We start from the raw sequence: 24,547 nt of genomic DNA, 5'->3' as shown, positions 1-24,547 counted from the left end.
GACCGCATTCTACTCTAAAACAGGTACGCACACAGGGGTTGAACATGGATATCGCAGTACCCAAAGAAATCAAGAATCATGAGTACCGGGTGGGGATGACGCCGGGTGGTGTGCGCGAGCTGACCAGAGCCGGGCATACAGTGCGGGTGCAAACCGGTGCCGGTGAGGGCGTGGGGTTCAGTGATGAGCAATATGCCGCCGCCGGGGCCGAGCTGGTGCAGGACGCCGGTGCTTTGTTTGCCGGTGCCGAGCTGATTATTAAGGTAAAAGAGCCACAGCCGGAAGAGTATCAGCGGCTGAGACCCGGTCAGGTACTATTTACCTATTTGCATCTGGCACCGGATGAAGCTCAGACCAAGGGCCTGCTGGCTTCGGGCTGCACCGCCATTGCCTATGAAACCGTCACCGACGATCACGGCGGTTTGCCGTTGCTGGCCCCCATGAGTGAAGTGGCCGGCCGCATGGCGGTGCAGGCCGGTGCTCACTGCCTTGAGAAAGCGCAAGGCGGACGAGGTGTGTTACTGGGAGGCGTGCCCGGCGTGGTGCCGGCCCGGGTGCTGGTGCTGGGCGGCGGGGTAGTGGGCGTGAACGCGGCCCGGGTGGCCATGGGGCTGGGGGCCGACGTCACTATTTTTGACAGATCCTTGCCCCGGCTCACTCAGCTCGACGCGCTCTATGGCCCGGCCATTAAAACCCAGTATTCCACTGCCGATGCCATTGAGGCCGAGCTGTCACGGGCGGATCTGGTGATTGGTGCCGTGCTGATCCCCGGTGCTTCTGCGCCCAAGCTGGTGACCCGGGATATGCTAAAAAAACTGCCCAAGGGGGCCGTGCTGGTGGATGTGGCCATTGATCAGGGCGGCTGTTTTGAAACCAGCAAGCCCACCACTCATCAGCAGCCTACCTTTGAGCTGGATGGCGTGGTGCACTATTGCGTGGCCAACATGCCCGGCGGTGTGGCCCGCACCTCTACCCTGGCGCTTACCAACGCCACGCTGCCTTTTGTGCAGGCTTTGGCCAACAAGGGCTGGCGCAAGGCCATGCAGGCAGATCCGCATCTGGCCCGCGGGCTGAATATTCACAACGGCAAGCTGGTGTATCAGGCGGTGGCCGAGGCACATAATCTGACTCATCAGCCACTGGAGCAGGTGCTGGCTGAACAGGACTAAGCGGATAAACAGACATGAATGAGCTGGCCGCCGAGTTGTGGCGTGATCATCAGGCACTGGTGCGCCTTGGTATTGCCCTGTTACTGGGTGCCCTGATTGGTATTCAGCGGGGCTGGCAGTGGCGCAAGGCCGAAGCCGGCCAGCGTATTGCCGGCATTCGTACTCACTCGCTGACCGGTCTGCTGGGCGGACTGATGGCGTTGCTCGGACAAAGCACCAGCCATTGGCTGCTGGTGGCAGGACTGGCGAGTGTGGTGGCCATCAGTCTGGTGGCTTACCGGGCTCAGGTGCGCACCATGAATGACTTCAGCATTACCGGCAGCATTGGCCTGCTGCTGACGTTTTGCTTTGGTGCTCTGGCGGTGGTGAACAGTCCGGCCATTGCCGCCACGGCGGCGGTGATCACGGCCTTTATTCTGGATAACAAACAGGAAATTCATGGCCTGCTGCGCAAGCTGCAGGAGCATGAGCTGGACGCCGGCCTTAAACTGCTGCTGATTACGGTGGTGATGCTGCCGCTGCTGCCCAATCAGGCCATGGGGCCGGGTGGCGTGATTAATCCCTTTGAGATCTGGTGGATGGTGGTCTTGATCGCCTCCATTTCCTTTCTGGGTTATTTTGCCATTCGCGTGGGCGGCACTGAAAAAGGGATTTTGTTCACCAGCCTGTTTGCCGGGCTCAGCTCCTCTACCGCCCTTACTCTGCACTATTCAAGGCTGTCAAAGGAGTCACCTGTGCTGTCGCCCTTGCTGGCGGCCGGTGTGCTGCTGGCCTGTGGCACCATGTTTCCCCGTATTCTGGTGTATTGTGCATTGATTAATCCGGCCTTGCTGCCCATTTTGTGGTGGCCGGTGCTGGTGATGACCTTGCTGCTTTATGGCCCGGCGGCGGTGATCTGGCACCGGCACAGCGCCGGCGGCAGTGTGGAGCAGCCCAGTCTGAATATGAATCCGCTGGACTTGAAGGCCGCATTGTTGTTTGGCGGTCTTATTCTGTTGATTATGGTACTGGGAGAATGGCTGAAACAGGCGCTGGGCAATGCCGGTGTGCTGTTGCTGGCATTGGCATCGGGAGTGACTGATGTGGATGCCATTACCCTGTCGTTAACCCGCATGTCCCAGAGCAGTCTGGATGCGGGAACCGCTGTGCTGGGAATCGTGCTGGCGGCCTCGGTCAACAATCTGGTCAAGGCGGGCATGGCAGTCAGCCTGGGTGACAGCGCGCTTGGCCGGCGGGTAGCCTGGCCCATGGGCATCTCCCTGATCGCCGGCCTGCTCACCGCCTGGAGCCTGAACTAAAGCTTTCAGCCGTAAGCTATAAGTTGTACAGAAGAGGCTGTGGAAATTGCGGTAGTGATGAAGTGATGGTGGTGTCTGAAAAGAAAAAAGCAGCGTTGCCTGATACACGCTGCTTATTAATATTTTATAGCTTATAGCTCCGGCCAAAGGCCGGTTTAAGCCGGCAGCAGTTCTTTGTGCAGATCGGCAATGACCTGAGTAGCCTTGTCTTCTTCCACCAGAAAGCAGAAATTATGGGGGCTGGCACCGTAGCAGATCATGCGAATATTCACATCGCCAATGGCCTGGAATACGCGGCTGGCGGTGCCGCCCGACTCGCTCATGCGGTTACCAATCAGTGCCACCAGCGCCAGACCGTCTTCCACTTTCAGATGGCAATGCCGGCCCAGTTCGGTTTTCACTTCCTCGGTCAGCAGCTCGGCACCGGCGTCCAGTGTCAGGGATACGCTGATCTCAGAGGTGGTGATCAAATCCACCGAGATTTTGTGCTTGGCCAGAATGCCGAATACTTCTGCCAGAAAACCGTGAGCCTGAAACATGCTCTGGCTGGTGAGGGTCAGCAGCACCTGATTGCGGCGCAGGGCCAGGGCCCGGAACAGCGGCTGGCTGGGGGTGCTGTTGCGAATCCAGGTGCCGCCTTCTTCCGGTGCCCGGCTGGAGCCGACAAACACCGGGATCTGACAGCGTACCGCCGGCTGCAGGGTGGCCGGGTGCAGCACCTTGGCACCAAAGGTGGCCATTTCCGAGGCTTCACTGAAGCTGATTTCAGGAATGGCGCGGGCCTCGCTTACCAGGCGTGGATCCGTGGTGTAAATGCCGGGCACATCGGTCCATATTTGCACCGCTGAGGCGTTCAGGGCTTCGGTCAGCAGAGCGGCGGAAAAATCACTGCCACCCCGGCCAAGGGTAGTGGTGCGGCCATCGGGGGCAGCACCAATAAAGCCCTGAGTGACCACCAGTTGTTTGTCGCACAGGGGCTTGAGTTCTTTTTCCACTTCTGCCTTCAGGGTGACCAGATCCGGGGTGGCGCGGCTGAAGCGGTCGTCGGTGCGCATTACCTTGCGCACATCAAACCAGACTGCATCGGTGCCGCGGCTGCGCAGTAATTCCACAAACAGCTTGGTGGACATCATTTCGCCCTGGGCCACAATCTCATCGCTCAGCGCTTTGGTAGGGCTGATGGCGGCACTGTCAGCCAGCTCACGAATATGGTTGAGAATGTCTTCAATATGCCGGGTGAGCATTTCCGGACGCTGCAGGCTGTCGAGAATGCCTTGCTCAATGGCGGTTAATTGCTGCAGCATCTGTTCCCGCTCGGCCGGACCGTGATTGCCCGATGCCAGTGCTACCAGCAGATTGGTCACGCCGGAGCTGGCACTCAGCACCGCCAGACGAGTGTCGGGGTTTTGTTCAAGAATGGCGGCGCAGCGGCTCATGGCATCGGCGTCGGCAACGCTGGTTCCACCGAATTTGGCTACAACGGTTTGGTTCAAGGCAAGCTCCTTGCTTTGCTTATCAGTTCAAATTACGGGGGAACGGCTGAGAAGACATTGAAAAGGTCATCAGGAAGCACTCCACCCAACAGGTGACAGCCCGAAGGATTCAGCCTTCGCAGCCGACCAAAAGCGCAACGCCCACGCTCTCAATCTCGGCGTTATTCCCCTGACCGGCGATCATCGGAGTGGCGACTCCTGCTGCCGGCTGCCTGAATAACGCGCCTCTTCTTGCTGTATCAGCACATTGTGCTGATGCGGCCCTATAACTACTGATTTATGGCATCACTGTCAATGACGGTGAGGTTAAATCGTTCAGTTAAGCGCTTTAATCATGATTTTGGAGCGGCGCTGAAAGTTATACAGCTTCTGTTTACCCATGGGCAGCGCATTCACATCATCCGGCTTGAAGCCCCGCTCCTGAAACCAGTGAATAGAGCGGGTGGTCAGAATAAACAGCCGGCTCATTCCCCGTTTACGGGCCTGCTCTTCAATTTTTTGCAACAGCATATCGCCCCGGCTGCCCTTACGGTAATCCGGATGAATGGCCACACAGGCCATTTCTGCCATGCCATCTTCCGGAAACGGATAAAGGGCAGCGCAACCGATAATGGCACCGTCTTTTTCGATAATGGTGAACTGGTCAATTTCCATTTCCAGTTGCTCCCGGGAGCGGCGCACCAGTACCCCTTCTTCTTCCATGGGCCGGATCAGATCAAGAATGCCGCCAATATCATCAATGCGGGCCTGGCGGGCCTGCTCGGCACTGAGGCTGACAATTTGGGTGCCCAGGCCATCGCGGGTAAACAGCTCCTGAATAAGCGCGCCGTCTTCCCGGTAGCTCACCAGGTGGCTGCGAGGCACGCCACCGCGGCAGCTGGAAATGGCAGCCCGCAGATAACGGGCTGTGCCCGACAGGCTCTCGCCGTCTTCCAGCAGTTGTTGCAAGTGTGCTTCTGCCTGCTCGGGGAAGAGTTCGGCAATGGCTTCACCGTTTTCATTGAGTACACCGCGCTGAGAGCAAAAGCCGATTAACTTATCGGCCTTGAGCTCAATGGCCAGCCGGCGGGCCAGCTCTTCCGATGACAAATTAAAACTTTCACCGGTCACCGAAAAACCGATAGGGGAGATAAGCACGGTAGCGCCATTGGCCAGCTGATGATGAATGGTATCGGTGTGAATACGGCGCACACGGCCAGAATGAATGTAATCCACACCGTCATCCACCCCCAGAGGCTGGGCAATCACAAAGTTGCCGGTCACCACATTGATACGGGCGTTTTGCATGGGGGTGTTTATCAGTCCCATGGACAGACGGGCGGTAATGTCCATCTGCAGGCCGCCGCACACGTCCTTGATCACGCGAAAGCTGGGTTCGTCGGTCACCCTTGTGTGCTTGTGAAATACGCCACTCAGACCCGCTTCGGTCAGGCCACGGTCGATCTGGGGGCGGGCGCCAAACACAATTACCAGCCTCACACCCAGGCTGGTCAGCAGAGCAATATCACTGATGATATTGGGAAAGTTGTCCTGATCGATGGCTTCACCACCGAGCATGATCACAAAGGTAGAGCCACGGTGAAGATTCACATAGGGGCTGGATTGGCGAAACGCCTTGACCAGGGCGGCATCATTTTCGCGCACGGGCTTGTCCTTGCTTGCCTGAAAAACACCGGATTATCATCGTGAAAATTCATGCAAAAAACAAGACTAATTATCCATTTTGTAATGCGTGTGACGGCGTTAGGCTTTACCCGCATGTATCGGGCGGATGGTGGCTTGTTTTAAATGCAAAACTGAGAGCCGTGTCGGGAAACCGGTCTGCGCCGAGGGCTGCCTTTATGTTAGCCTTTTTAAGGGCTTTGCTCGGTCACGAAAAAAGCCTGTAACTATAGTCAAAACAATATAAAAGCGAGAATAACAATGACAAGGAAACTGTGCCTGTTACTGGGCGGCCTGGCGGCATTGGTAAGCGCGCCGGCCTTTGCTGCTGCCACCGGGCAGCTGGATCTGACCAGCACCGGGGTAGGGGTGTTTGCGGTAGGGATCTTTGTGGTGGCTTATTTGCTGGTGATGGGAGAGGAATACCTGCACCTGCGCAAATCCAAACCCGTGCTGGTGGCGGCCGGTGTGATCTGGACCATGATAGGCTGGACCTACATGAACAACGGCATTCCCGGAGTCACGGAAGCCGCTTTTCGTCAGAATTTGCTTGAATATGCAGAATTGCTGCTCTTCCTGCTGGTGGCCATGACCTATATCAATGCCATGGAAGAGCGCAGGCTGTTTGATGCCTTGCGGGCCTGGATGATCCGCAAGGGATTCAGTTACAAATCACTGTTCTGGCTAACCGGTTTTCTCGCCTTTTTCATCTCGCCCATTGCCGATAACCTGACCACGGCCCTGCTGATGTGTGCTGTGGTGACCAAGGTGGGTGAAGGTGACAGACGCTTTATCAATTTGTGCTGTGTCAATATTGTTATTGCCGCCAACGCCGGTGGTGCCTTCAGCCCCTTTGGTGATATCACGACACTGATGGTCTGGCAGGCCGGTATTGTGAAATTTAACGAATTTTTTATTCTGTTCATTCCTTCCCTGGTGAACTATCTGGTGCCGGCGCTGGTGATGAACTTCTTTATCGAGAATCGCAAACCGGCCGCACAATACGAAGAAATTGAACTCAAGCGCGGTGCCATTCGCATTGTGATGCTGTTCCTGCTGACCATTGCTTCTGCCGTGGCCTGTCACAGCCTGCTGCACCTGCCGCCGGTGCTGGGCATGATGACTGGCCTGGGCTATCTGCAGTTCTTCGGTTACTTTCTGCGTCGTACTCTGCCGGGCTCACTGGCACGCAAACGCGCCATGGCCCGCAAGCGGGGTGATGATGAAGCCCTGAAACGCCTGGGAAGCGTGGTGCCGTTTGATGTGTTCAACCGGGTGGCCCGGGCCGAGTGGGACACGCTGCTGTTCTTTTATGGTGTGGTCATGTGTGTGGGCGGACTGGGTTACATGGGCTACCTGGCACTGGTCTCCGATCTGCTCTATACCAGCTGGGATGCGGTATACGCCAACATTACCCTGGGTGTGCTGTCAGCCATCGTAGATAACATTCCGGTGATGTTTGCCGTGCTGACCATGCAACCGGAAATGTCTCATGGCAACTGGTTGCTGATCACCCTGAGCGCCGGTGTGGGCGGCAGTTTGCTATCTATCGGCTCGGCGGCCGGTGTGGCGCTGATGGGCCAGGCAAGGGGCATGTATACCTTTGCCGGCCATCTTAAATGGACCCCTGTGATTGCGCTGGGCTATGTGGCCAGCATCATGGTGCATTTGTGGCTGAACGCCGACAGTTTCAGTATTTACGGCTGACAGCTGACACGCCCCGCTGAGCGGGGCGTTTTCGTTATAATGGCCACCACAACGTAGTAATCCCCAGCACCAGAAAAATAAGTGCGCTGATACCATGTACCCAGTGCATGGGAATACGCCCGCTGCCTTTGTGGCCGGCCAGCACCACCGGCAGGTTGGCCGCCATCATGCCCAGCGTTGTGCCTGCCACCACCCACCAGAAATCATCGACGAAACGCGCCGCCAGCAGCGTGGTGGCAATTTGGGTCTTGTCGCCGATTTCCGCGATAAAGAACAGAATAAAGGTGGCCATAAAAGGGCCAAGGCGATAAAAGCGGCTGTCGGTATCATCGGCCTTATCCGGAATCATCATCCATGCCGCCATTACAAAAAAGGACGCGGCCAGCAGCCAGCGCAGCCAGTCAGGGTCAAGCCAGCTTTGCAGCCAGACGCCCACAGTACCGGCAAGAGCATGGTTAATCACGGTGGCCAGCAAAATGCCGGCGGCAATCAGCAAAGGTTTTTGATAACGGCAAGCCAGTACCAGCGCCAGCAGTTGGGTTTTGTCACCAATTTCGGCAATGGCTACGGCAAGGGTTGAGGTGGTGAGGGCTTCCAATGTGCTTCCAAAGGGGACAGGCTTGTAATGAGGCCGAATAACAGACGACTGGCCGCCCGTCCCCGGTATTGGCACTCGTCTGTCAAAGGTCTCGTCAAACCGGTCAGGGTCACGGCCGCCATGGTGATTTTGCACCAACTATGTTGACGACCGTCTTCAGGCTGATTGCCCGATAGTGACTACTCCCCCTTGAGCAGGGAATCCGCATTATAGTAATTTGGGCTGCAAGTTCAAGTCTCAGCCGCCCACCTGCTTGACCGTAAAGCCGGCTTTTTCCAGCCACTGCTTGATCTGCTCCAGCCGATCACCCTGAATTTCAATCACCCCTTTTTTAACGGCACCGCCAGTACCCAGCTGTTTTTTCAGCTTTTTGGCCACGTCCCCCACCTGTGCCGGGCCAATGCCATAAACACAGATAACGCCGGCACCCTTGCGGCCCTTGGTTTCCCGGCGCAGTCGCACTGTACCGTCATCGGGAAACAGCCCCTTGTGATCGTGCTCCTGTTGTCCCGGCTGCCAGTCCGGATCGGTGCTGAATACGATATTGCTCATGATTTTTTCTCCAGAATGCGTTGCAGCAGCTCTCCTTCCAGCAGTGCGCGCTTCACCAGTGCCAGACCGCCTATGGTCTGATCATGCTGAAAACGAGCGCGCATCACCGGCTGGCCCTGATGAAAGCCGGGCAGAGACTGATGGCTGATGGCCTGATTAATAATGGGAAAGACAATGTCTTCGGCCTCGCACAGGGCACCGCTCAGCAGCACCCGTTGCGGGTTGAACAGGTTGACTACAATCGCCAGCGCCTGGCCCAGCCGCTCTGCCGCCCGTCGTAAAATCGTCAGCGCCAGATGATCCCCCTCGGCAGCTGCACGGCACAGCGCATGAATGGACAGTGTCTCTGTTGTCAGTGTGCTGCGATATCCCTGAGCCAGCATGCGTCCGGCCTGGCGCAGTAACGCCTTGTCGGCCACCATGGTTTCCAGGCAGCCCACGTTGCCGCAGTCACAGCGCTCACCCAATGGGTCTACATGAATATGGCCTATCTCTGCTACATCCCGGCCCTGGCTTTTAAAGATGCGGCCTTCGGTAATAATGCCGGCACCCACACCGTGGTGCACCCGTATCAGCACTGAGTCCAGGCAGTCGGCAGAAGCCCCGAAATAATGCTCGGCCAATGCCTGAGCCCGCGTATCGTTGCCAATAAATACCGGCAGTTTAAGCTGATGGCCCAGCTGCGCTGCCAGTGGCACTCCCGCCAGCGGATAGCTGGGGTGATAAACTACCTGTCCATGCTGCGCATCAGTCAGGCCGGGCATAATCACTGCCACCGCAATAATCTGCTTGCCGCTGCCAAACGCCTGCATAAAATCGTCTATATGGCGGTGTAATGCCGCCAGCAGATTGGCCGCTTCGCGGCTGGGAAAGGGCAAAAGCCGGCGGCCGAATTCGTCTCCGGCCAGATTATATAAGGTCAGTCTCAGCTCTTCCCGGCCCAGTTTTACCGAAATCAGGTAAAAGGGCTGAGTAACGGTAGCCAGTGATATTGCCCGCCGGCCACCGGTAGAAGCCTGATGCGCCAGCTCCTGAATTAATCCGTGCTCCAGTAACGCGCGGGTGATTTTGGTGACACTGGCGGGTGCCAGATGGCTGAGCTCGGCTATGCGCACGCGGGAGATGGGGCCGGCATGGTCAATGAGCCGGTATACGGCGGCACTGTTTACCTGTTTAACCAGATCCACATTGGCTATTTTTCCGTGAGTCATACTGAAAACCGTCCGTTTACCATGGTGGCGATCACCTGCAGGTTTTGATCAAGGGCCACCAGGTTAGCCAGCCGGCCTGCCTGAAGCAGGCCAATATGCTGCTCAAGTCCGAGTGCACACGCCGGATTGCAGCTGGCCATGGCCAGCGCCTGCTCCAGCGAAAGACCGGCATGTTTTACCAGGTTGCGGACACCTTCTGCCATGGTCAGTGCCGAGCCGCCAAGGGTGCCATTTTCATCCACACACTGACCGTTGCGCACATAAACGGTGGCACCACAAAAGTTAAATTGATCAAACCCTTCAGGAGCACCGGCGGCAGCGGTGGCATCGGTAACCAGACATAAACGCGTGCCCAGCAGGCGGTGAGCAAGGCGAATATTGGCATAATGTACGTGATGACCGTCGGCAATAATGCCGGCACCCACAGTAAGTGAGTCATACACGGCCCCGACGGCCCCGGGCAGACGACCATTGGCGGTGGGGGTCATGGCATTATAAAGATGAGTCGCAAAGCCGATGCCGGCAGCAAAGCCTGCCATGGCTTCTTCATAGCTGGCTGCGGTGTGTCCCATGGACACCCGAATACCTGCCTTGCTGATCCGGGTGATGGCCGAATCACGGTTGACCTCAGGTGCCAGGGTCAGCATGGCAATGTCGTTGGCATGCCCGCATAAAAATTCAAGCATGGTGTCATTCAGAGGGCGTATCTGTGCGGCCGGATGTATGCCTCTGCGGGCCATATTGGTATATGGCCCTTCCAGATGCAGCCCCGGCACTTGATAAGGGTGCCGGGCTCGATATTCACTGACCACCTGTACCGCCCGGTGCATATCCTGATCGGGGCTGGTGATCAGGGTAGGCAAAAAGCTGGTGGTGCCGGATTGGAGGTTGGTGGCGTGCATATGTGCCAGGGTGGCGGCGCTGATGTCATGGTTGAACATAACGCCGCCACAGCCGTTCAGCTGCAGATCAATAAAGCCGGCACACAACAGAGCACCGGGCAGGGTGTGCTGTCTGATACTGCTATCCAGCTCCGCCACGGGCACCAGCCCGTGAACCCGTTCACCCGCAATCACCACAGCGGTGTTCCGGTGCAGCACCTTGCCATCAAAGACAGAATCAGGGGTGAGGGCAAACATCAATCAGACTTCCAGCTGGTTTTCACGTTGTTGAAAATAGCGCAGTGTACCCACTTTCAGCTCCAGCGTGGCTTCATCATCACAGAATATCAGACTGTTCGGATGCAGTTGCAGCGCCGATACTGTCCACAGATGGTTTACCGGACCTTCCACCGCTGCCTGCAGCGCTCTTGCCTTGTGAGCTCCGGTAACCAGCAGCACGATTTCTTCTGCTTCCAGCAAATTGGCCACGCCCACCGTCAGAGCGTGACGCGGAACCTGTGCCGGATCATGGTCAAAGAAACGGGCATTTGCCCGGCGGGTAGAATCGGTCAGGGCCATTACCCGGGTGCGTGACGCCAGTGAAGAGGCCGCTTCATTAAACGCAATATGGCCGTCACTGCCCACACCTCCCAAAAACAAATGCACAGGCCCGTACTCAGTCATTTTTTTCTCATAACGGCGACATTCGGCCTGCAGATCGTCCGCCATACCATTCAACAGATTGATATTTTCGGGCGCAATATCAAGGTGCTGAAACAAATTGTCGTGCATAAAGAAATGGTAACTTTGCGGATGCGTTTGGGGCAGACCGGCATATTCATCCATATTAAAGGTCACCACATGGCGAAAACTGACCTCGCCGGCCCGGTGCAGGCGCACCAGCTCCCGATAAGTGTCTAGCGGCGTGCTGCCGGTGGGCAGACCCAGCACAAAGGGCCTGTCTGCTGTTGGCGCAAAACCATTGATACGATCGGCAATATAACGGGCGGCACGGCGGCCCAGTTGTTCGGGAGTGGCGAGCGGAATTAGGCGCATATTTAAACCTTAAAGTATTGATGTTTCTCTATCATAAAAAAACTGTCGTTTTCTTACCATGGGCCATTGGTCTGGCATGCTGTTAATCAGGAGAGCACCATGAAATTTCTGGGATATCTGCAAACCCTTGGCAAGGCGCTGATGCTGCCCATTGCCACTTTGCCGGTGGCGGCACTGCTGTTGCGGCTGGGGCAGCCCGACTTGCTCAGTATACCCTTTATGGCGGCGGCAGGCGGGGCCATTTTTGACCAGTTGCCGCTGTTGTTCGGGCTGGGCATTGCAGTGGGGCTGGCCCGGGACGATGCCGGGGCGGCAGCGCTGGCCGGTGCTGTGGGTTATTTTGTGCTGACCGGTGCCGCCGTCACCATTAATGAAGATCTTAACCTGTCATTTTTTGGCGGTATTATTGCCGGCATTATTGCCGGTCACAGCTATAACCGGTTTCAGGGTGTCAGGTTACCGGAATACCTTGGCTTTTTTGGTGGCAAGCGGCTGGTACCTATCATGACAGGCTTGTTCTGCTTGCTGGCTGCCTTTGTGGTGGGGTATATCTGGCCCTATGTACAGCAGGGTATCGATGCCTTTGGCCATGAGGTGGCCAATTCCGGCTCGGTAGGGCAGTTTGCCTATGGCGTGCTGAACCGGGCGCTGATCCCGGTGGGGCTGCATCATGTGCTTAATTCATTGTTCTGGTTTGGTCTTGATGAGTGCATCAAGGTCAGCTACGAAGCGGCCGGCAGCCTGCACAATGTGTGTCTGGCACCGGCATTGGCACAGAGCCTGAGCGTGGGTGGTGCCGTGCCCGGCATCAATGGCGGTGAAATTACCCAGATCGCCACCGAGGTGACCCGGGGCGATCTGAATCGTTTTTTTGCCGGTGATCCCACCGCCGGTGTGTTTATGGCCGGTTTTTTCCCGGTCATGATGTTCGGGCTGCCGGCGGCGGCGCTGGCCATGATATTGGCCGCCCCCGAAGGTAACCGCACCAGGGCCGCAGGCTTGCTGCTGTCGGTGGCGCTCACCTCTTTTCTCACCGGTATTACCGAGCCGCTGGAATTTACCTTTATGTTTCTGGCTCCGCTGCTCTATGGCCTGCACGCGCTGCTGACCGGTTTGTCTTTGGTGGCAGCCAACTGGCTGGGCACATTGCACGGCTTTGGTTTTTCTGCCGGCCTGTTTGATCTGATACTGAACTGGGGACTGGCGACCCACCCCTGGCGGCTGCTGGCTCTGGGACTGGCCACCGGCGTGGTTTACTTTTGTTTATTTTATATGCTGATCCGTACGCTCAACCTGGCCACTCCCGGCCGTGAGCCGGAAGCTGTGGTCTCATTCACTGAGCCTGATGCACATCAGGCAGATGATACCGACGCCTTTATTGCCGCGCTGGGCGGAGCCGAAAACCTTGAGCATATCGACGCCTGTATTACCCGGTTGCGGCTTACAGTGGCAGACAGCAGCCTGGTTAACGAGCAGGCATTGCGTGCGCTTGGGGCCAGGGGAGTGGTGCACCTGGGTGATCATGGGCTTCAGGTGGTCCTGGGTGCCAGAGCAGAGACGCTAGCAGCAGCACTGCGAAAGCGAAAAAAATGATCTTTTCAGGGGGTTTGCGCGCTCGTGTATACGAGACGCGTTAAAAGTCATGCAAACTGGCGGATTATCTCGCTTTGATGAGAATAATGTTTGTAAAAATACAAGATGTTACCCCGGGGGCTGTGAACTTTGGCGATAAAAAAGGTTCTGGCCCGTTCGACACTCCTTTTATCCCGGGTTATGCACAGCAACGGAAAGCCTTGTCTGCCAAGGGGTAGACAGGGTTATCCACGTTTTCTGTGGATAAGGTTGTGGATTTCATGATTGAAACCAGTGAGAAGCCAGACAGGACGCGGCTTTCAATTGAACCGGTAAAAAAACAGACAGAAAATAAGTGCTGTAAAATCAATGGATTAAAAAATGCAACAGAAAAAACCCGCTCGGTTTGTAAACACCGGCGAGCCATGGAGCAAAAAAACCAACATGTGATTTTTGCTCGAGCAGAATTGTTGATAAGTAGAATAAGTCAAGTGCCGGGAAGGCAAAAGATGGCTCCCCCTGCTGGACTTGAACCAGCGACATACGGATTAACAGTCCGCCGTTCTACCGACTGAACTAAGGGGGAATCTCGTGAAGAGGCCGCGAATGATACGCCCCTGATTGTTCCGGGTCAAGTCCCAAGAGACTTTTTAGTATTAGCGCCGTTTTTTGCCTGAAACCCGTTTCTGAGGGTACACTTTACCGGCATTCGAGGAGGCAGGGTCCATGAGTAAAACGTTTCAACTGGTCAGTGATTATCAGCCCGGGGGCGATCAGCCCACTGCCATTGCCAGGCTGCTGGATGGAATAGAATCGGGGCTGGCGCATCAGACCTTGCTGGGGGTAACCGGCTCGGGCAAGACTTTCACCATGGCCAATGTGATTGCCACGCTCAACCGGCCTACCATGGTGCTGGCACCCAATAAAACGCTGGCAGCTCAGTTATATGGTGAGATGAAGGAGTTCTTTCCACATAACTCGGTGGAGTATTTCGTCTCTTATTATGATTACTACCAGCCTGAAGCCTACGTGCCCACCACAGATACCTTTATCGAGAAAGATGCATCCATCAATGATCATATCGAGCAGATGCGTCTGTCGGCGACCAAAGCGCTGATGGAGCGGCGTGATGTCATTATTGTGGCCTCGGTGTCTGCCATTTATGGTCTGGGGGATCCCCAGTCTTACCTGAGCATGATGCTGCACCTGCGTACCGGCGATGTGTTGGATCAGCGAGACATGCTGCGCCGGCTGGCCGAGCTGCAATACAGCCGCAACGATGCCGCGTTTCAGCGCGGCACATTCAGAGTGCGGGGGGAAGTCATTGATATTTTTCCGGCAGAGTCGGACGATCAGGCAGTAAGAGTAGAGTTGTTTGATGATGAAATTGAGCGCATCAGTCTGTTTGATCCCCTGACCGGTACTGTATTGCAAACGGTGGCCCGGTTTACCATCTATCCTAAAACCCACTATGTCACACCACGGGAAACCCTGCTGGAAGCCATAGAGCATATAAAAGCGGAGCTTAATGAGCGCAAGGCTCAGCTGATTTCTGCCAACAAGCTGCTGGAAGAGCAGCGTATCAGCCAGCGTACCCAGTTTGATATAGAAATGATTCAGGAGCTGGGTTATTGCTCCGGCATTGAAAACTACTCCCGCTACCTGTCAGGCAGGGCGGAAGGCGAGCCGCCGCCCACCTTGTTTGACTATCTGCCTGATGACGGCCTGCTGATTATTGATGAGTCTCACGTGACCGTGCCGCAGATTGGTGGCATGTATAAAGGGGATCGTTCCCGCAAGGAAACCCTGGTGGAATATGGTTTCCGGCTGCCGTCGGCGCTGGACAACCGGCCGTTGCGCTTTGAAGAATTTGAAGCCCTGATGCCGCAGACCGTTTTTGTCTCGGCCACTCCCGGCCCTTATGAGCTCGACAAGTCCGGTAATGATATTGCTGAGCAGGTGGTGCGTCCTACCGGTCTGCTGGATCCTGAACTTGAAGTCCGGCCGGTGGCTACTCAGGTGGATGATTTGCTGTCGGAAGCCCGGCTGCGCATAGAAAAAGGGGAACGGGTGCTGGTGACCACCCTTACCAAGCGCATGGCGGAAGATCTCACCGAATACCTGAACGAACACGGCGTAAAAGTTCGCTATCTGCATTCTGATATTGATACGGTAGAGCGCATGGAGATCATTCGCGATCTGCGCCTGGGCGAGTTTGATGTGCTGGTGGGCATTAACCTGCTGCGGGAAGGTCTGGATATGCCGGAAGTGTCACTGGTGGCCATTCTCGATGCCGACAAGGAAGGCTTCTTGCGCTCCGAGCGCTCGCTGATCCAGACCATAGGCCGGGCTGCCCGTAACCTCAACGGCAAGGCCATTCTCTATGCCGACCGGGTAACCCGCTCCATGGCCGCAGCCATCGGGGAAACAGAGCGTCGCCGGGCCAAACAGCAGGCCTTTAACGCGGAGCATGGCATAGTGCCCAAGGGCCTGAACAAGCGTATTACCGATGTGATGGATCTGGATGGCACCAAACGAGTGGGCTCAAAACGAGCGAAAGAGAAAACGACGTTGCCCGAACACCTGCCCAGTGCCAAAGAGCTCAGCCATCAAATCAATGAGCTGGAGCAGCAAATGCTGGCGCACGCCCAGAATCTGGAGTTTGAACAGGCTGCCGAAGTGCGGGATCGCATTCATGTACTCAGGGAGCAGCTGATAAGAAGCTGAGCCAGAGACGAAAAAGCCGCCTTGAATAAGGCGGCTTTTTTATCGTGGAGTGCCCTGGTTATGCCAGCATGGAACGCATCATCCAGGCGGCTTTTTCATGAACTGTCTGGCGGTCGGTCAGCATGCCTGCAGTCGGCTCGTCTCCGGCTTCCTGAGCGGTTTTGGTCGCTTCAATCAGGGTAGAGATAAGCAGCTCATTATCGGCAACCAGCTCTTTGAGCATGTCGCTGGCGGTGGGAATGTTCTGATTTTCCTTTATCTTTGCCAGCTCAACAAATTTGGTATAGGTGCCCGGTGCATATTCGCCCAGTGCACGAATGCGCTCGGCAATATCATCCAGGGCGGCCCACATGTCCTGATATTGCTCTTCAAACAGCAAGTGCAGCTGACGAAAGTTGGGACCCTCAACGTTCCAGTGATAGTTGTGAGTCTTGAGATAAAGGACATAAGTGTCAGCAAGAACGTGAGACAGGGCAGTGGCACAGGCTTTTCTGGAATGGTCAGTCATGAACTATCCTCCTATGGTTGAGCATTCAGGCTAGTAAAGTTAGCTCCGGATATCAACAGGCTGCAAAGCAATAAGTTTCATATGAACTCTATTGTTGGAATGTGCTCCCGGCCTGATAGGCGGCGGTATCCCACAGAGGTACGGTTGACATGGAGTGCTTGTAACTGCCGCTGGTTTCCTTGGTGCTGTAGGCGATATAAAGCAGGCTCTGACTGGTGTCATCGTAGATACGGCGAATTTTCAGACTCTTCAGAAAAATACTCTTTGATTTCTTGAAGACGATTTCACCGCTTTTTGAACGGTCGATGCCAGCTATCATGGCCGGCGTGATTTCTCCCGTCTGCCGGCAACTGATAGACATGTCTGACGGATCTGCCAGATCCAGATCTGCCACTATATTGGACATATGACAGGTGACGCCGGGCACTTCCGGATCGGTCAGCACCTCGATTTTGATGTCTTTGGTGGTAAACAAGCCCAATGACACATCACCCACTTCGTTGTTATCACAGCCAGCCAGGCCCGCAGCCAGCGCCAGTACAGCCAGATATCTGTATTTCATCAATGCCCTTCCTCGGTTAACAATATCGCTAATCCCCAACCCCCAATCCCTCACGTTCACAGCCAGCCTTTGCGCTTGAAGAAGTAATAGGTGCCGCAGGCCGACAGCAGCATCAGCACCAGCGACATCGGGTAACCGTATTTCAGCGCCAGCTCGGGCATAAACGCAAAGTTCATGCCGTAGATGCTGGCAATCAGGGTGGGCGGCAGAAACACCACGGCGGCCACCGAGAAAATCTTGATCACCTTGCTCTGCTCCAGGCTGGTAAAACCCATGGCCGCTTCCAGCTGAAAGTTGATTTTGTCGAACAGGAACTGGGTGTGCGGCAGCAGAGATTCAATATCATACAGCAGCTCATCTATCCATTTGCGCTGCTCGTCACCGGCCTGCTTGCGCAGGGTGCGACGAATAAAACGCAGCGCGCGCCGGGTGTCGTACAAGGCCAGACGAATATGGCCATTACCGTCTTCCTGCAGCATCAGGTTCGACATGGTCTGGCGTAAGTCTTCCACATGAAGCACTTCCTTGGCGGTGTCTTCCAGGGTTTTATAGCCGTCTTCAATCAGGTCAGAGATGTACTCGATTTTCAGCTGAAAAATTTCCAGCAATAAATCGAGGGCATCTTCCACTTCCAGCCGGTCCTGGCGCATATAATGGCGCAGCAGCCGCATCAGGCCCAGATCGTCCTCGCGAAAGCTGATCAGCATGTTCTGACGCAGCGTAAACAGCACGTTAATGCCGTCAATTTCCTTGCCCATGCGCTGAGGAAACAAAGAGTGAATGTGCAGGCCATCCTTGTCCCGGTAAAAACGGGCCGAGGCCTCTATGTCGTCCAGCTCGTCCAGCTCGGGCACTTCCTCCACAAACAGTTGCTGCATCCAGCTTTGCTCTTGCTCGTCGGGCTTGTGAATATCCAGCCAGAGGGTATTGGGCGGCGGCCTGTCTGTCAGGCTCAGAGGCTGAATTTCCAGGGACTTACCATTCAGGATATAGGCTGTGATCATGCAACACTCCAACCAGTCATGCTTGTCTGCACTATATAGAGCCGGGCTGTACTTGTCAGGTTACGAATGCCAGTGACACCGTCAATTGCGGTCTTTTCCATCAAAGACTCAAATGACTTGAGACGCTGGCGGGTTTATAATCATGATATTCGTCTTGCGCCATTCCGGAGTCTGCGTGGTGAAAGTGATTTTTGTTGCATTGCTGACAATGCTTGCCTTGCCGGTCTCTGCTGCCATGGAGCTGAAGGCCAGGCAAACCGTGGATGTGTATGGCTCGGCGGCGCTGCAGCCCAGCCTGGCAGACGTAGATTACCGTATGTCCTGGCAGCTGAGTGGTGAACAGCTTGAACAAGGCTGTGTGCCGTCTCAGGTACTGGTGTCATTGACTGCAACCGTGACCGAGCCACTGGAATGGCCGCAAACACCGGAGTGGCAGAACTACCGGCTGGCACTGACCGCCTATGAGCGTCTGGTGCGCGAGCGTGCCCTGCTGGCTGCGGAATGGCTGGAGCGCTCCCTGTTCGATATTGCTCCTCAGGTTAGCTGTACGCAACTGCACCGGGTCGCCGACAACGTGGGTTACCACCAGCTTGGCATCGCACAGGGACTGCTCCAGGAATTTCAGCGTCAGCACGAATTTGGCCGTCAGCTCGGCCTTATCCGCCCAGCGCAATAAGCCACCCCTTCGGGGAGCTGTAAGCCGTCAGCTATAAGCCGTAAGTTGTTTTGAGTGTGTTGCCGGTGTGGTGTTGTGCCTGCAAAAACTGCGTTTATTGCAAATGCGGCTCTTGCTCGGCACTCCACTCCGGCCAGCTGACAGCTTATAGCTCACAGCTTTATAAAGGTTTTCCTTTCAGCAGTTTACGCAGCCAGTGGCGGTTGGGATTAAGGGCATCCAGCACCGGTTGCCCGAGCGGCAGGGGCTCATCCAGGATTTGTGATGCCAGCAGCTCTGCCAGCAAAGGGGCTGAACACATGCCCCGCGAGCCCAGTCCCGACAACACATAAAGCCCTTCATGATCCGCCGCCAGCGGGAACGCCTGACCGGCGCGTCTTGGCATGTCGGCATAATCCGTCAGCTGAGCATCTTTATCGGGTGCACTGCCGGCTAAAGGCAGGTGATCCCGGCAGGCGGCACGAATACCCACCCGGCCTTCGTCCGGGGAGGCCGCAAGTTCGCCCAGGGCGGGCAGAGTGGCTGTCAGTTTGGCCAGGTTATCGGCTTCGTCTTCCGCGCGGTAATCCAGTCCGGCATCACGTCTGTTATAGCTGGCACCCACACAATGCAGGCCCTGCCAGGCGGGAGTGAGATAACCTTCGTAACACACCACGGTTTTCAGTTTTTCCAGCACGGGGGTTGTGGGCTGGTGATTGACCTGCCCCCGTACCGGATAGAGAGCAAGGCCTTCGGTTTGCTTAAGCTCGGTCAGGGCATGAGCATTGGCCAGCACCACATTATCGGCACTGAAGGTGTGACCGTGTTCAGTCTGTACTTGCCAGCCGTCATGATTGCGTTCAAGACCGGTTACTCTGGTATTAAAATGGCAGGCAATATCACCGGCATCCGCCAGCAGGGCGGCAGTGAGCTCGTGAGGGCACACCCAGCCTCCCAGCGGATAGGCCACGCCGCTCAGGTTGGCCTTTATGCCGGCAGTATTGTTCATTTCTTCGGCTGACAGTGGCTGCACCAGCTCAGGCGGAAAGCCTCCGGCCATCAGTTTGTCGATTTTACTGCTGCTTTTGTCATCGTGGGCCAGTTGCACCACGCCGCACCAGCTGTGGGTAAAGGGCCGGCGCTGTGCCAGCCGGTCAAGCGTACGCCGGCCATATAAAAAGGCGGGCAGATAAAACTGGCTCAGGGTGTCATGATCACCGTTCAGCAGCGGATAAATGGCTCCCTGACGATTACCGGAAGCGCCCTGTGCCGGCGCGCCGGCCTGCTCCAGCAGCGTTACCTGCTGGCCCCGGCGGGCAAGCTGGCGGGCCAGGGCCGCACCGGCCACACCGGCACCGATTATCAGGGTATGCTCACCCTGCCCGGGCCTGCGCCAGTACCAGGGGGCAGGGCAGGGCAGGCGGGTGTCAGTTCGTCGAAAGCCTGCCAGCATTTCCCGCTTGCGGCCAAAGCCCTTGACCCGCTTCACGTCAAAGCCGGCTTCAATCAGCCCGCGGCGTACGAAACCGGCAGAGGTAAAGGTGGCCAGTGTTGCGCCGTTACGGGCCAGCCGGGCCAGCTGGGTGAACAGCTCAGGGGTCCACATCTCCGGATTTTTGCCAGGTGCAAAGCCGTCCAGATACCAGGCATCGACCCGGCCGGCGAGGCCGGCATCCATTTGTGGCAGCATCTCGGCCACATCTCCCAGCCATAAATCCAAGCAGACATCGTCTGCAAGCTGCAATCTGTGACAGCCGTCAACCAGTACCGGATATTCAGCTAACATATGTTCGCTTAAAATGGTAAGCTCTGGCCATTGGCGCAGGGCGAGTTGCAGATCGTCGCGGGAGAGCGGAAATTTCTCCACGCTGATGAAGTGCAACCGGCGTGTTTTACCCTGAGGATGTTGCCGTTTGTAGTCGGTGAACGCCTTCCAGGTTGCCAGAAAATTCAGGCCGGTTCCGAAGCCGGTTTCAGCCGCCACGAACAGCTCGCGGTCGTGGTGGACGAAGCGTTGTGGCAGGCCGTTGTTACCAAGAAACACATAACGGGTTTCTTCCAGGCCGTTATCGTTGGAAAAATAGACATCGTCAAAGGCGGTGGCGACCGGGGTTCCCTGGTCATTCCAGTCGAGACGGGCGGTGGTAATAAAACGGTGAGACACTGAGCGCTCCGGGGCCGCAAAAAACGGTCATTTTATGTGAAAGCTGACCAGTTTGACCATGATTTATGGTTAGAATTGGCACCAAATCGAAACAGTAGGAACGATAGATGAGAAGAGCAGTCATTACCGGTATCGGTGTGGTCTCCAGCATTGGCAACAACAAGGAAGAGGTACTTGAGTCTCTCAAGGGCGGCCGCTCCGGCATCACTTTTTCCCAGCAATTTGCCGATCATAAGCTGCGCAGTCAGGTCTGGGGCAACATCAAACTGAACCCGGCCGAACACATCGATCGTAAAGTGATGCGCTTTATGGGCGACGCTGCCGCGTTTGCCTATCTGTCCATGGAACAGGCCATTGCCGATGCCGGTCTGGATGAAAGCCAGGTGTCTAATGAGCGCACCGGTCTGGTGACCGGCTCCGGCGGTGCCTCTTCCAAAAATCAGATTGAAGCCTGCGATATTCTGCGGGAAAAAGGTGTGCGTCGTGTCGGCCCTTACATGGTGCCGCGCACCATGTCGTCCACCACCTCCGCCTGTCTGGCGACGCCCTTCAAGATCAAGGGCATTAACTACACCATCAGCTCTGCCTGTGCCACCTCTGCGCACTGCATTGGTCACGCGCTGGAGCAAATTCAGCTGGGCAAGCAGGACATCGTCTTTGCCGGCGGCGGTGAAGAAGTGGACTGGACCTTGGCCCTGCAGTTTGACGCCATGGGCGCCCTGTCCAGCAAATATAACGACACCCCCGAGCTGGCGTCCCGTACTTACGACGCCGGCCGCGACGGCTTTGTTATCTCCGGTGGCGGCGGCATTGTGGTCGTTGAAGAGCTGGAGCACGCGCTGGCCCGTGGCGCTCATATCTATGCCGAAATCACCGGTTACGGTGCCACTTCAGACGGCTACGACATGGTAGCACCGTCTGGTGAAGGCGCGGTACGCTGCATGAAGCAGGCCATGGCCACGGCCCCGGCCCCGGTGCAATACATCAACACCCACGGCACCTCCACCCCGGTGGGTGATGTAAAAGAGCTGGAAGCCATCAACAGCCTGTTTGGCGACCATGCGCCCTACATCTCTGCCACCAAGGCCATGACCGGTCACGCCCTGGGTGCCGCCGGTGTGCATGAGGCCGTTTACTCTCTGCTGATGCTGGAGCACGGCTTTATTGCGCCGAGCATCAACATTACCGAGCTGGATGAAAAGGCGCAGAACCTGCCCATCGTGACCGAGTACAAGGAAGCCGAGCTGGACACCGTCATGTCCAACAGCTTTGGTTTCGGCGGCACCAACGCCAGCCTGGTGTTCAGCAAATATAAGGCCTGAACTGCCCGGTGATCAAAAAAGCGCCTTCGGGCGCTTTTTTTATGCCTGCTGCCTGAGAGGGCGAAGCATCAGTACGGTTGCACTCCGCCGACACGCTTCGGTCAATGGCATTCAGCATTAAAGCCCGCTGCGAACATACTTAATGTTCGGTCGAGCTTCACTGCTTCATCACGGCGAGCAAGCTAGCCCCATGGACGCTCGGCAAATTCCATCCCTGGAATTTGACGGTCGGCTACGGCAATCCCCACTGCTGCTTCGAGCGACATCGGCGTTGCCCGCGTTAACGGCAGGTTGGTACGGGTCCCAACATGCCGGCGATCAGATGCACTTTTTTGTTTTACTTACAGCTGACAGCTTACGGCTCAGCTAGCTGCTTTCAGGCGATGCCAACCGCCGGTCCAGCACCACAAAGCTCCAGGCACCGGCTGCGCCAAACAGCAGCCCCAGCACGCTGCTGGCCAGAATATCCGCCGGCCAGTGCAGGCCCAGCAGCAGACGGGAATAACACACTGCCACCGCCCAGCCTGCCAGAGTCAGCATTATCCATACCGGTTTACGCCGGTAGCCCAGCATCAGGCAAAAAAAGCCGGCAATGGTCATGGCAGCAATCGAATGTCCGGATGGAAACGAATAGTTCACTTCTTCCTGCCAATGGTGCTTGAGCCAGTCCGGAATCTGGTTATCGCTGACCCGGCTGAGGCTTTGCTGTAACTCATGCTCACGCTCGGCTTCCGGACTGGCATAAAAACGGCGGCTGTCTGCCAGCTTGTCCTGCTGTACCAGCCACAGCACATAGGGCCTGGGCTCCTTGAAATACAGCTTGGCCACCGTTTTGGTCACAAAGGCACTGCCCAGCGCCGCAAACAGGCAGAAGAAAAACACCAGCAGCTGACGTGGCTGGCTGCGCCAGCGGTGCAGGATCAGCGCGCTCAGGGCAAGCAGGGTAAAACCTATGCCCAGCTTGCCCACCGTCAGCGTCATGGCGTAAGCAAGCAGAGCAGGGGGCTCATCAAGATCCAGCAGCGGAAACCAGTGCAAATCCCACTGCCAGGCCAGGCTGGCCAGTGCCACGGGCACAATCAGCAACACAATAACAAACAACAGCAAACGCAAGTTCATGAAGCGAATCTCATAACAACAAGGCAGCGAAGCAGCAAGGTAGCAGTGAAGCGGTTGCAATGACAGAGTACAATAACGCTGTATTTAACAAGGAGATAGTCATGAAAGTGCTGGCCGATGAAAATATGCCCTTTGTTCGGGAGTTGTTTGGTGATTGGGCTGAGGTCATTACGCGTCCCGGTCGTACCATGGTACCGGCTGACTTGCATGATACCGATGCGCTGCTGGTGCGCTCAGTGACGCAGGTAAATGCGCATTTGCTGGAGCAAGCCAATAAACTGACGTTCGTCGGCACCGCCACCATTGGCTGTGACCATATCGACACGCAACTGCTGGCGCAGCGCGGCATTGCCTTTGCCAGTGCCCCGGGCTGCAACAAGGTGGCGGTAGGTGACTATGTGATGGCAGCCCTGCTGCGGGTAGCGGCTCATAAAAACTGGCAGCTGGCGGATAAAACCCTGGCAGTGATCGGGGCCGGCAACACCGGCTCGGAGGTGGCTCGCCGGGCGGAAGGGCTGGGCATGAAAGTACTGCGCTGTGATCCGCCCAAGGCCGCAGCCGGTGCGGCAGGACTTGTCAATTATGACCAGGCGCTGAGCGCTGATATCATCAGCTATCATGTGCCCATTACTCATCAGGGCCCTTATGCAACTCATCACCTGCTGAATGCCGCTCATATTGCTGCCCTTGATGAAAATCAGGTACTGATCAATGCCTGCCGTGGTGATGTCTGGAATAATCAGGCACTGCTTACGCGCCAGCAGGGTGCCAGGCCGCTGACCCTGGTCATGGATGTATGGGAGCATGAGCCGGCCGTGCTGGCAGCGCTGGTCCCTTATGTGCTGATCGCCACGCCGCATATTGCCGGCTATAGTCTGGAAGGTAAGGCAAGGGGCACTTTTGCGCTCTATCGTGCTCTGTGTCAGCATATTGGCCGTGCCGAGCAACACAGTACCGCCAGCCTGCTGCCCGCACCGGATATCAGCGCTGTGAGCCTGACGCGCGCACCCAGTCAGCATCAGCTTGAGCAGCTGGTCCGGCTGGTGTACGACATAGCGCATGACGATAGCGGCTTTCGTCGTGGTCTGGCCACGGGCGCACCGGATTTTTTTGATGCATTACGCAAACATTATGCAGAGCGCCGGGAGCTGGGCTCACTGATATTGCAGGGCGTCGGTCTTGATGAGCGCCTCGGATTCAAGGTGCCGGCACAGGCGGCCGATAAGCATAACTAGAATAAGCCGACAGATAAGTTCCTATTGGCACTGTTTTTTTCTACACTTGTGC

Annotated in this window: 20 protein-coding genes, 1 tRNA gene and 2 riboswitches; of the genes, 8 read left to right on the top strand and 13 right to left on the bottom strand. The window is 56.3% G+C overall.

Features of this window, described 5'->3' with window-relative positions; translation table 11 throughout:
• The first annotated feature begins 44 nt into the window (after window positions 1-44).
• Both ald and N2M06_RS09555 read left to right on the top strand, forming a co-directional pair.
• Window positions 45-1,169 carry an alanine dehydrogenase gene (ald, locus tag N2M06_RS09560; RefSeq protein WP_317075049.1) on the top strand — a complete coding sequence of 375 codons (1,125 nt, stop codon included), beginning with the start codon at window positions 45-47 and terminating at the stop codon, window positions 1,167-1,169.
• A gap of 14 nt (window positions 1,170-1,183) precedes the next feature.
• A complete protein-coding gene (locus tag N2M06_RS09555) occupies window positions 1,184-2,467 on the top strand; it encodes a DUF4010 domain-containing protein (RefSeq protein ID WP_346350642.1) in 1,284 nt (427 codons plus the stop codon).
• Between the two features lie 155 nt (window positions 2,468-2,622).
• Here N2M06_RS09555 and lysC read toward each other — a convergent pair whose 3' ends face one another.
• Complete coding sequence (lysC, locus tag N2M06_RS09550; RefSeq protein WP_317075047.1) at window positions 2,623-3,960, bottom strand: lysine-sensitive aspartokinase 3; 1,338 nt, start codon at window positions 3,958-3,960, stop codon at window positions 2,623-2,625.
• Window positions 3,961-4,026: 66 nt separating this feature from the next.
• A riboswitch (Lysine riboswitch) is annotated at window positions 4,027-4,198 on the bottom strand.
• Window positions 4,199-4,275: 77 nt separating this feature from the next.
• Complete coding sequence (argA, locus tag N2M06_RS09545) at window positions 4,276-5,604, bottom strand: amino-acid N-acetyltransferase (protein WP_019934863.1); 1,329 nt, start codon at window positions 5,602-5,604, stop codon at window positions 4,276-4,278.
• Between the two features lie 279 nt (window positions 5,605-5,883).
• On the opposite strand from argA, the gene nhaD reads away from it, so the two are divergent.
• Complete coding sequence (gene nhaD, locus N2M06_RS09540) at window positions 5,884-7,329, top strand: sodium:proton antiporter NhaD (protein ID WP_019934862.1); 1,446 nt, start codon at window positions 5,884-5,886, stop codon at window positions 7,327-7,329.
• 34 nt (window positions 7,330-7,363) lie between these two features.
• Here the strand turns inward: nhaD and N2M06_RS09535 are convergent, their stop codons facing one another.
• The 5 genes from N2M06_RS09535 to nagB all read right to left on the bottom strand — a co-directional run bounded on the left by N2M06_RS09535 (window position 7,364) and on the right by nagB (window position 11,627).
• A complete protein-coding gene (locus tag N2M06_RS09535; protein ID WP_019934861.1) occupies window positions 7,364-7,927 on the bottom strand; it encodes a TMEM165/GDT1 family protein in 564 nt (187 codons plus the stop codon).
• Between the two features lie 25 nt (window positions 7,928-7,952).
• Window positions 7,953-8,127: riboswitch (yybP-ykoY riboswitch) on the bottom strand.
• 37 nt (window positions 8,128-8,164) lie between these two features.
• The gene (locus N2M06_RS09530; RefSeq protein WP_346350641.1) at window positions 8,165-8,479 is read right to left on the bottom strand and encodes a stress response translation initiation inhibitor YciH; all 315 of its coding nucleotides are present in this window, start codon (window positions 8,477-8,479) and stop codon (window positions 8,165-8,167) included.
• Complete coding sequence (locus N2M06_RS09525; protein WP_346350640.1) at window positions 8,476-9,690, bottom strand: ROK family transcriptional regulator; 1,215 nt, start codon at window positions 9,688-9,690, stop codon at window positions 8,476-8,478. The genes N2M06_RS09530 and N2M06_RS09525 overlap by 4 nt, the downstream gene beginning before the upstream one ends.
• Window positions 9,687-10,829: an N-acetylglucosamine-6-phosphate deacetylase gene (gene nagA, locus N2M06_RS09520; protein ID WP_346350639.1), complete on the bottom strand. Its 1,143-nt coding sequence runs from the start codon at window positions 10,827-10,829 to the stop codon at window positions 9,687-9,689. Before nagA ends, N2M06_RS09525 begins: the two co-directional genes overlap by 4 nt.
• Window positions 10,830-10,832: 3 nt before the next feature.
• Window positions 10,833-11,627, bottom strand: a complete 795-nt coding sequence (gene nagB, locus N2M06_RS09515; RefSeq protein ID WP_346350638.1) for a glucosamine-6-phosphate deaminase — start codon at window positions 11,625-11,627, stop codon at window positions 10,833-10,835.
• 99 nt (window positions 11,628-11,726) lie between these two features.
• Here nagB and nagE point away from each other — a divergent pair, with 99 nt between their 5' ends.
• Entirely contained in the window at window positions 11,727-13,220 is a 1,494-nt protein-coding gene (gene nagE / locus N2M06_RS09510) for an N-acetylglucosamine-specific PTS transporter subunit IIBC (RefSeq protein ID WP_346350637.1), read from the top strand.
• A gap of 489 nt (window positions 13,221-13,709) precedes the next feature.
• Here the strand turns inward: nagE and N2M06_RS09505 are convergent.
• Window positions 13,710-13,785: transfer RNA gene (locus N2M06_RS09505), tRNA-Asn, on the bottom strand.
• A gap of 140 nt (window positions 13,786-13,925) precedes the next feature.
• Between N2M06_RS09505 and uvrB the strand changes: the two genes are divergently transcribed.
• Entirely contained in the window at window positions 13,926-15,926 is a 2,001-nt protein-coding gene (uvrB, locus tag N2M06_RS09500; RefSeq protein ID WP_019934855.1) for an excinuclease ABC subunit UvrB, read from the top strand.
• 58 nt (window positions 15,927-15,984) lie between these two features.
• Here the strand turns inward: uvrB and N2M06_RS09495 are convergent, their stop codons facing one another.
• The 3 genes from N2M06_RS09495 to corA all read right to left on the bottom strand — a co-directional run bounded on the left by N2M06_RS09495 (window position 15,985) and on the right by corA (window position 18,000).
• Window positions 15,985-16,434, bottom strand: a complete 450-nt coding sequence (locus tag N2M06_RS09495) for a Dps family protein (protein WP_019934854.1) — start codon at window positions 16,432-16,434, stop codon at window positions 15,985-15,987.
• 88 nt (window positions 16,435-16,522) lie between these two features.
• Window positions 16,523-16,996 (bottom strand): CreA family protein, encoded by a 474-nt coding sequence (locus N2M06_RS09490; protein WP_019934853.1) that lies wholly within the window; start codon window positions 16,994-16,996, stop codon window positions 16,523-16,525.
• A gap of 56 nt (window positions 16,997-17,052) precedes the next feature.
• A complete protein-coding gene (gene corA, locus N2M06_RS09485) occupies window positions 17,053-18,000 on the bottom strand; it encodes a magnesium/cobalt transporter CorA (protein WP_019934852.1) in 948 nt (315 codons plus the stop codon).
• A 175-nt stretch (window positions 18,001-18,175) separates the two neighbouring features.
• Between corA and N2M06_RS09480 the strand changes: the two genes are divergently transcribed.
• Window positions 18,176-18,676, top strand: a complete 501-nt coding sequence (locus N2M06_RS09480; protein ID WP_346350636.1) for a DUF922 domain-containing protein — start codon at window positions 18,176-18,178, stop codon at window positions 18,674-18,676.
• Between the two features lie 160 nt (window positions 18,677-18,836).
• Here the strand turns inward: N2M06_RS09480 and mnmC are convergent, their stop codons facing one another.
• Window positions 18,837-20,819, bottom strand: a complete 1,983-nt coding sequence (gene mnmC / locus N2M06_RS09475) for a bifunctional tRNA (5-methylaminomethyl-2-thiouridine)(34)-methyltransferase MnmD/FAD-dependent 5-carboxymethylaminomethyl-2-thiouridine(34) oxidoreductase MnmC (protein ID WP_346350635.1) — start codon at window positions 20,817-20,819, stop codon at window positions 18,837-18,839.
• 107 nt (window positions 20,820-20,926) lie between these two features.
• On the opposite strand from mnmC, the gene fabB reads away from it, so the two are divergent.
• Window positions 20,927-22,141, top strand: coding sequence for a beta-ketoacyl-ACP synthase I (gene fabB, locus N2M06_RS09470; protein WP_019934849.1), 1,215 nt, complete (start codon window positions 20,927-20,929; stop codon window positions 22,139-22,141).
• A 366-nt stretch (window positions 22,142-22,507) separates the two neighbouring features.
• Here the strand turns inward: fabB and N2M06_RS09465 are convergent, their stop codons facing one another.
• Window positions 22,508-23,260 carry a phosphatase PAP2 family protein gene (locus tag N2M06_RS09465; RefSeq protein ID WP_346350634.1) on the bottom strand — a complete coding sequence of 251 codons (753 nt, stop codon included), beginning with the start codon at window positions 23,258-23,260 and terminating at the stop codon, window positions 22,508-22,510.
• A gap of 101 nt (window positions 23,261-23,361) precedes the next feature.
• On the opposite strand from N2M06_RS09465, the gene N2M06_RS09460 reads away from it, so the two are divergent.
• Window positions 23,362-24,495: a 4-phosphoerythronate dehydrogenase gene (locus tag N2M06_RS09460; protein WP_346350633.1), complete on the top strand. Its 1,134-nt coding sequence runs from the start codon at window positions 23,362-23,364 to the stop codon at window positions 24,493-24,495.
• The last annotated feature ends 52 nt before the right edge of the window (window positions 24,496-24,547 follow it).

Origin of the sequence: Oceanimonas sp. AH20CE76, from assembly GCF_039654065.1 — a bacterium.
Lineage (GTDB): Bacteria > Pseudomonadota > Gammaproteobacteria > Enterobacterales > Aeromonadaceae > Oceanimonas > Oceanimonas smirnovii.
The sequence above is the reverse complement of the archived record's forward strand: the minus strand, read 5'-3'. Positions and strand labels throughout refer to the sequence as shown.

What these genes read in the sequence shown, in the direction of transcription:
- fabB (WP_019934849.1), top strand. Translation starts at nt 20,927, where the DNA reads ATGAGAAGAGCAGTCATTACCGGTATCGGTGTGGTCTCCAGCATTGGC.
- nagA (WP_346350639.1), bottom strand. Translation starts at nt 10,829, where the DNA reads ATGTTTGCCCTCACCCCTGATTCTGTCTTTGATGGCAAGGTGCTGCAC.
- N2M06_RS09465 (WP_346350634.1), bottom strand. Translation starts at nt 23,260, where the DNA reads ATGAACTTGCGTTTGCTGTTGTTTGTTATTGTGTTGCTGATTGTGCCC.
- N2M06_RS09495 (WP_019934854.1), bottom strand. Translation starts at nt 16,434, where the DNA reads ATGACTGACCATTCCAGAAAAGCCTGTGCCACTGCCCTGTCTCACGTT.
- uvrB (WP_019934855.1), top strand. Translation starts at nt 13,926, where the DNA reads ATGAGTAAAACGTTTCAACTGGTCAGTGATTATCAGCCCGGGGGCGAT.
- nagE (WP_346350637.1), top strand. Translation starts at nt 11,727, where the DNA reads ATGAAATTTCTGGGATATCTGCAAACCCTTGGCAAGGCGCTGATGCTG.
- ald (WP_317075049.1), top strand. Translation starts at nt 45, where the DNA reads ATGGATATCGCAGTACCCAAAGAAATCAAGAATCATGAGTACCGGGTG.
- nhaD (WP_019934862.1), top strand. Translation starts at nt 5,884, where the DNA reads ATGACAAGGAAACTGTGCCTGTTACTGGGCGGCCTGGCGGCATTGGTA.
- corA (WP_019934852.1), bottom strand. Translation starts at nt 18,000, where the DNA reads ATGATCACAGCCTATATCCTGAATGGTAAGTCCCTGGAAATTCAGCCT.
- N2M06_RS09490 (WP_019934853.1), bottom strand. Translation starts at nt 16,996, where the DNA reads ATGAAATACAGATATCTGGCTGTACTGGCGCTGGCTGCGGGCCTGGCT.
- N2M06_RS09460 (WP_346350633.1), top strand. Translation starts at nt 23,362, where the DNA reads ATGAAAGTGCTGGCCGATGAAAATATGCCCTTTGTTCGGGAGTTGTTT.
- nagB (WP_346350638.1), bottom strand. Translation starts at nt 11,627, where the DNA reads ATGCGCCTAATTCCGCTCGCCACTCCCGAACAACTGGGCCGCCGTGCC.
- N2M06_RS09530 (WP_346350641.1), bottom strand. Translation starts at nt 8,479, where the DNA reads ATGAGCAATATCGTATTCAGCACCGATCCGGACTGGCAGCCGGGACAA.
- N2M06_RS09555 (WP_346350642.1), top strand. Translation starts at nt 1,184, where the DNA reads ATGAATGAGCTGGCCGCCGAGTTGTGGCGTGATCATCAGGCACTGGTG.
- N2M06_RS09525 (WP_346350640.1), bottom strand. Translation starts at nt 9,690, where the DNA reads ATGACTCACGGAAAAATAGCCAATGTGGATCTGGTTAAACAGGTAAAC.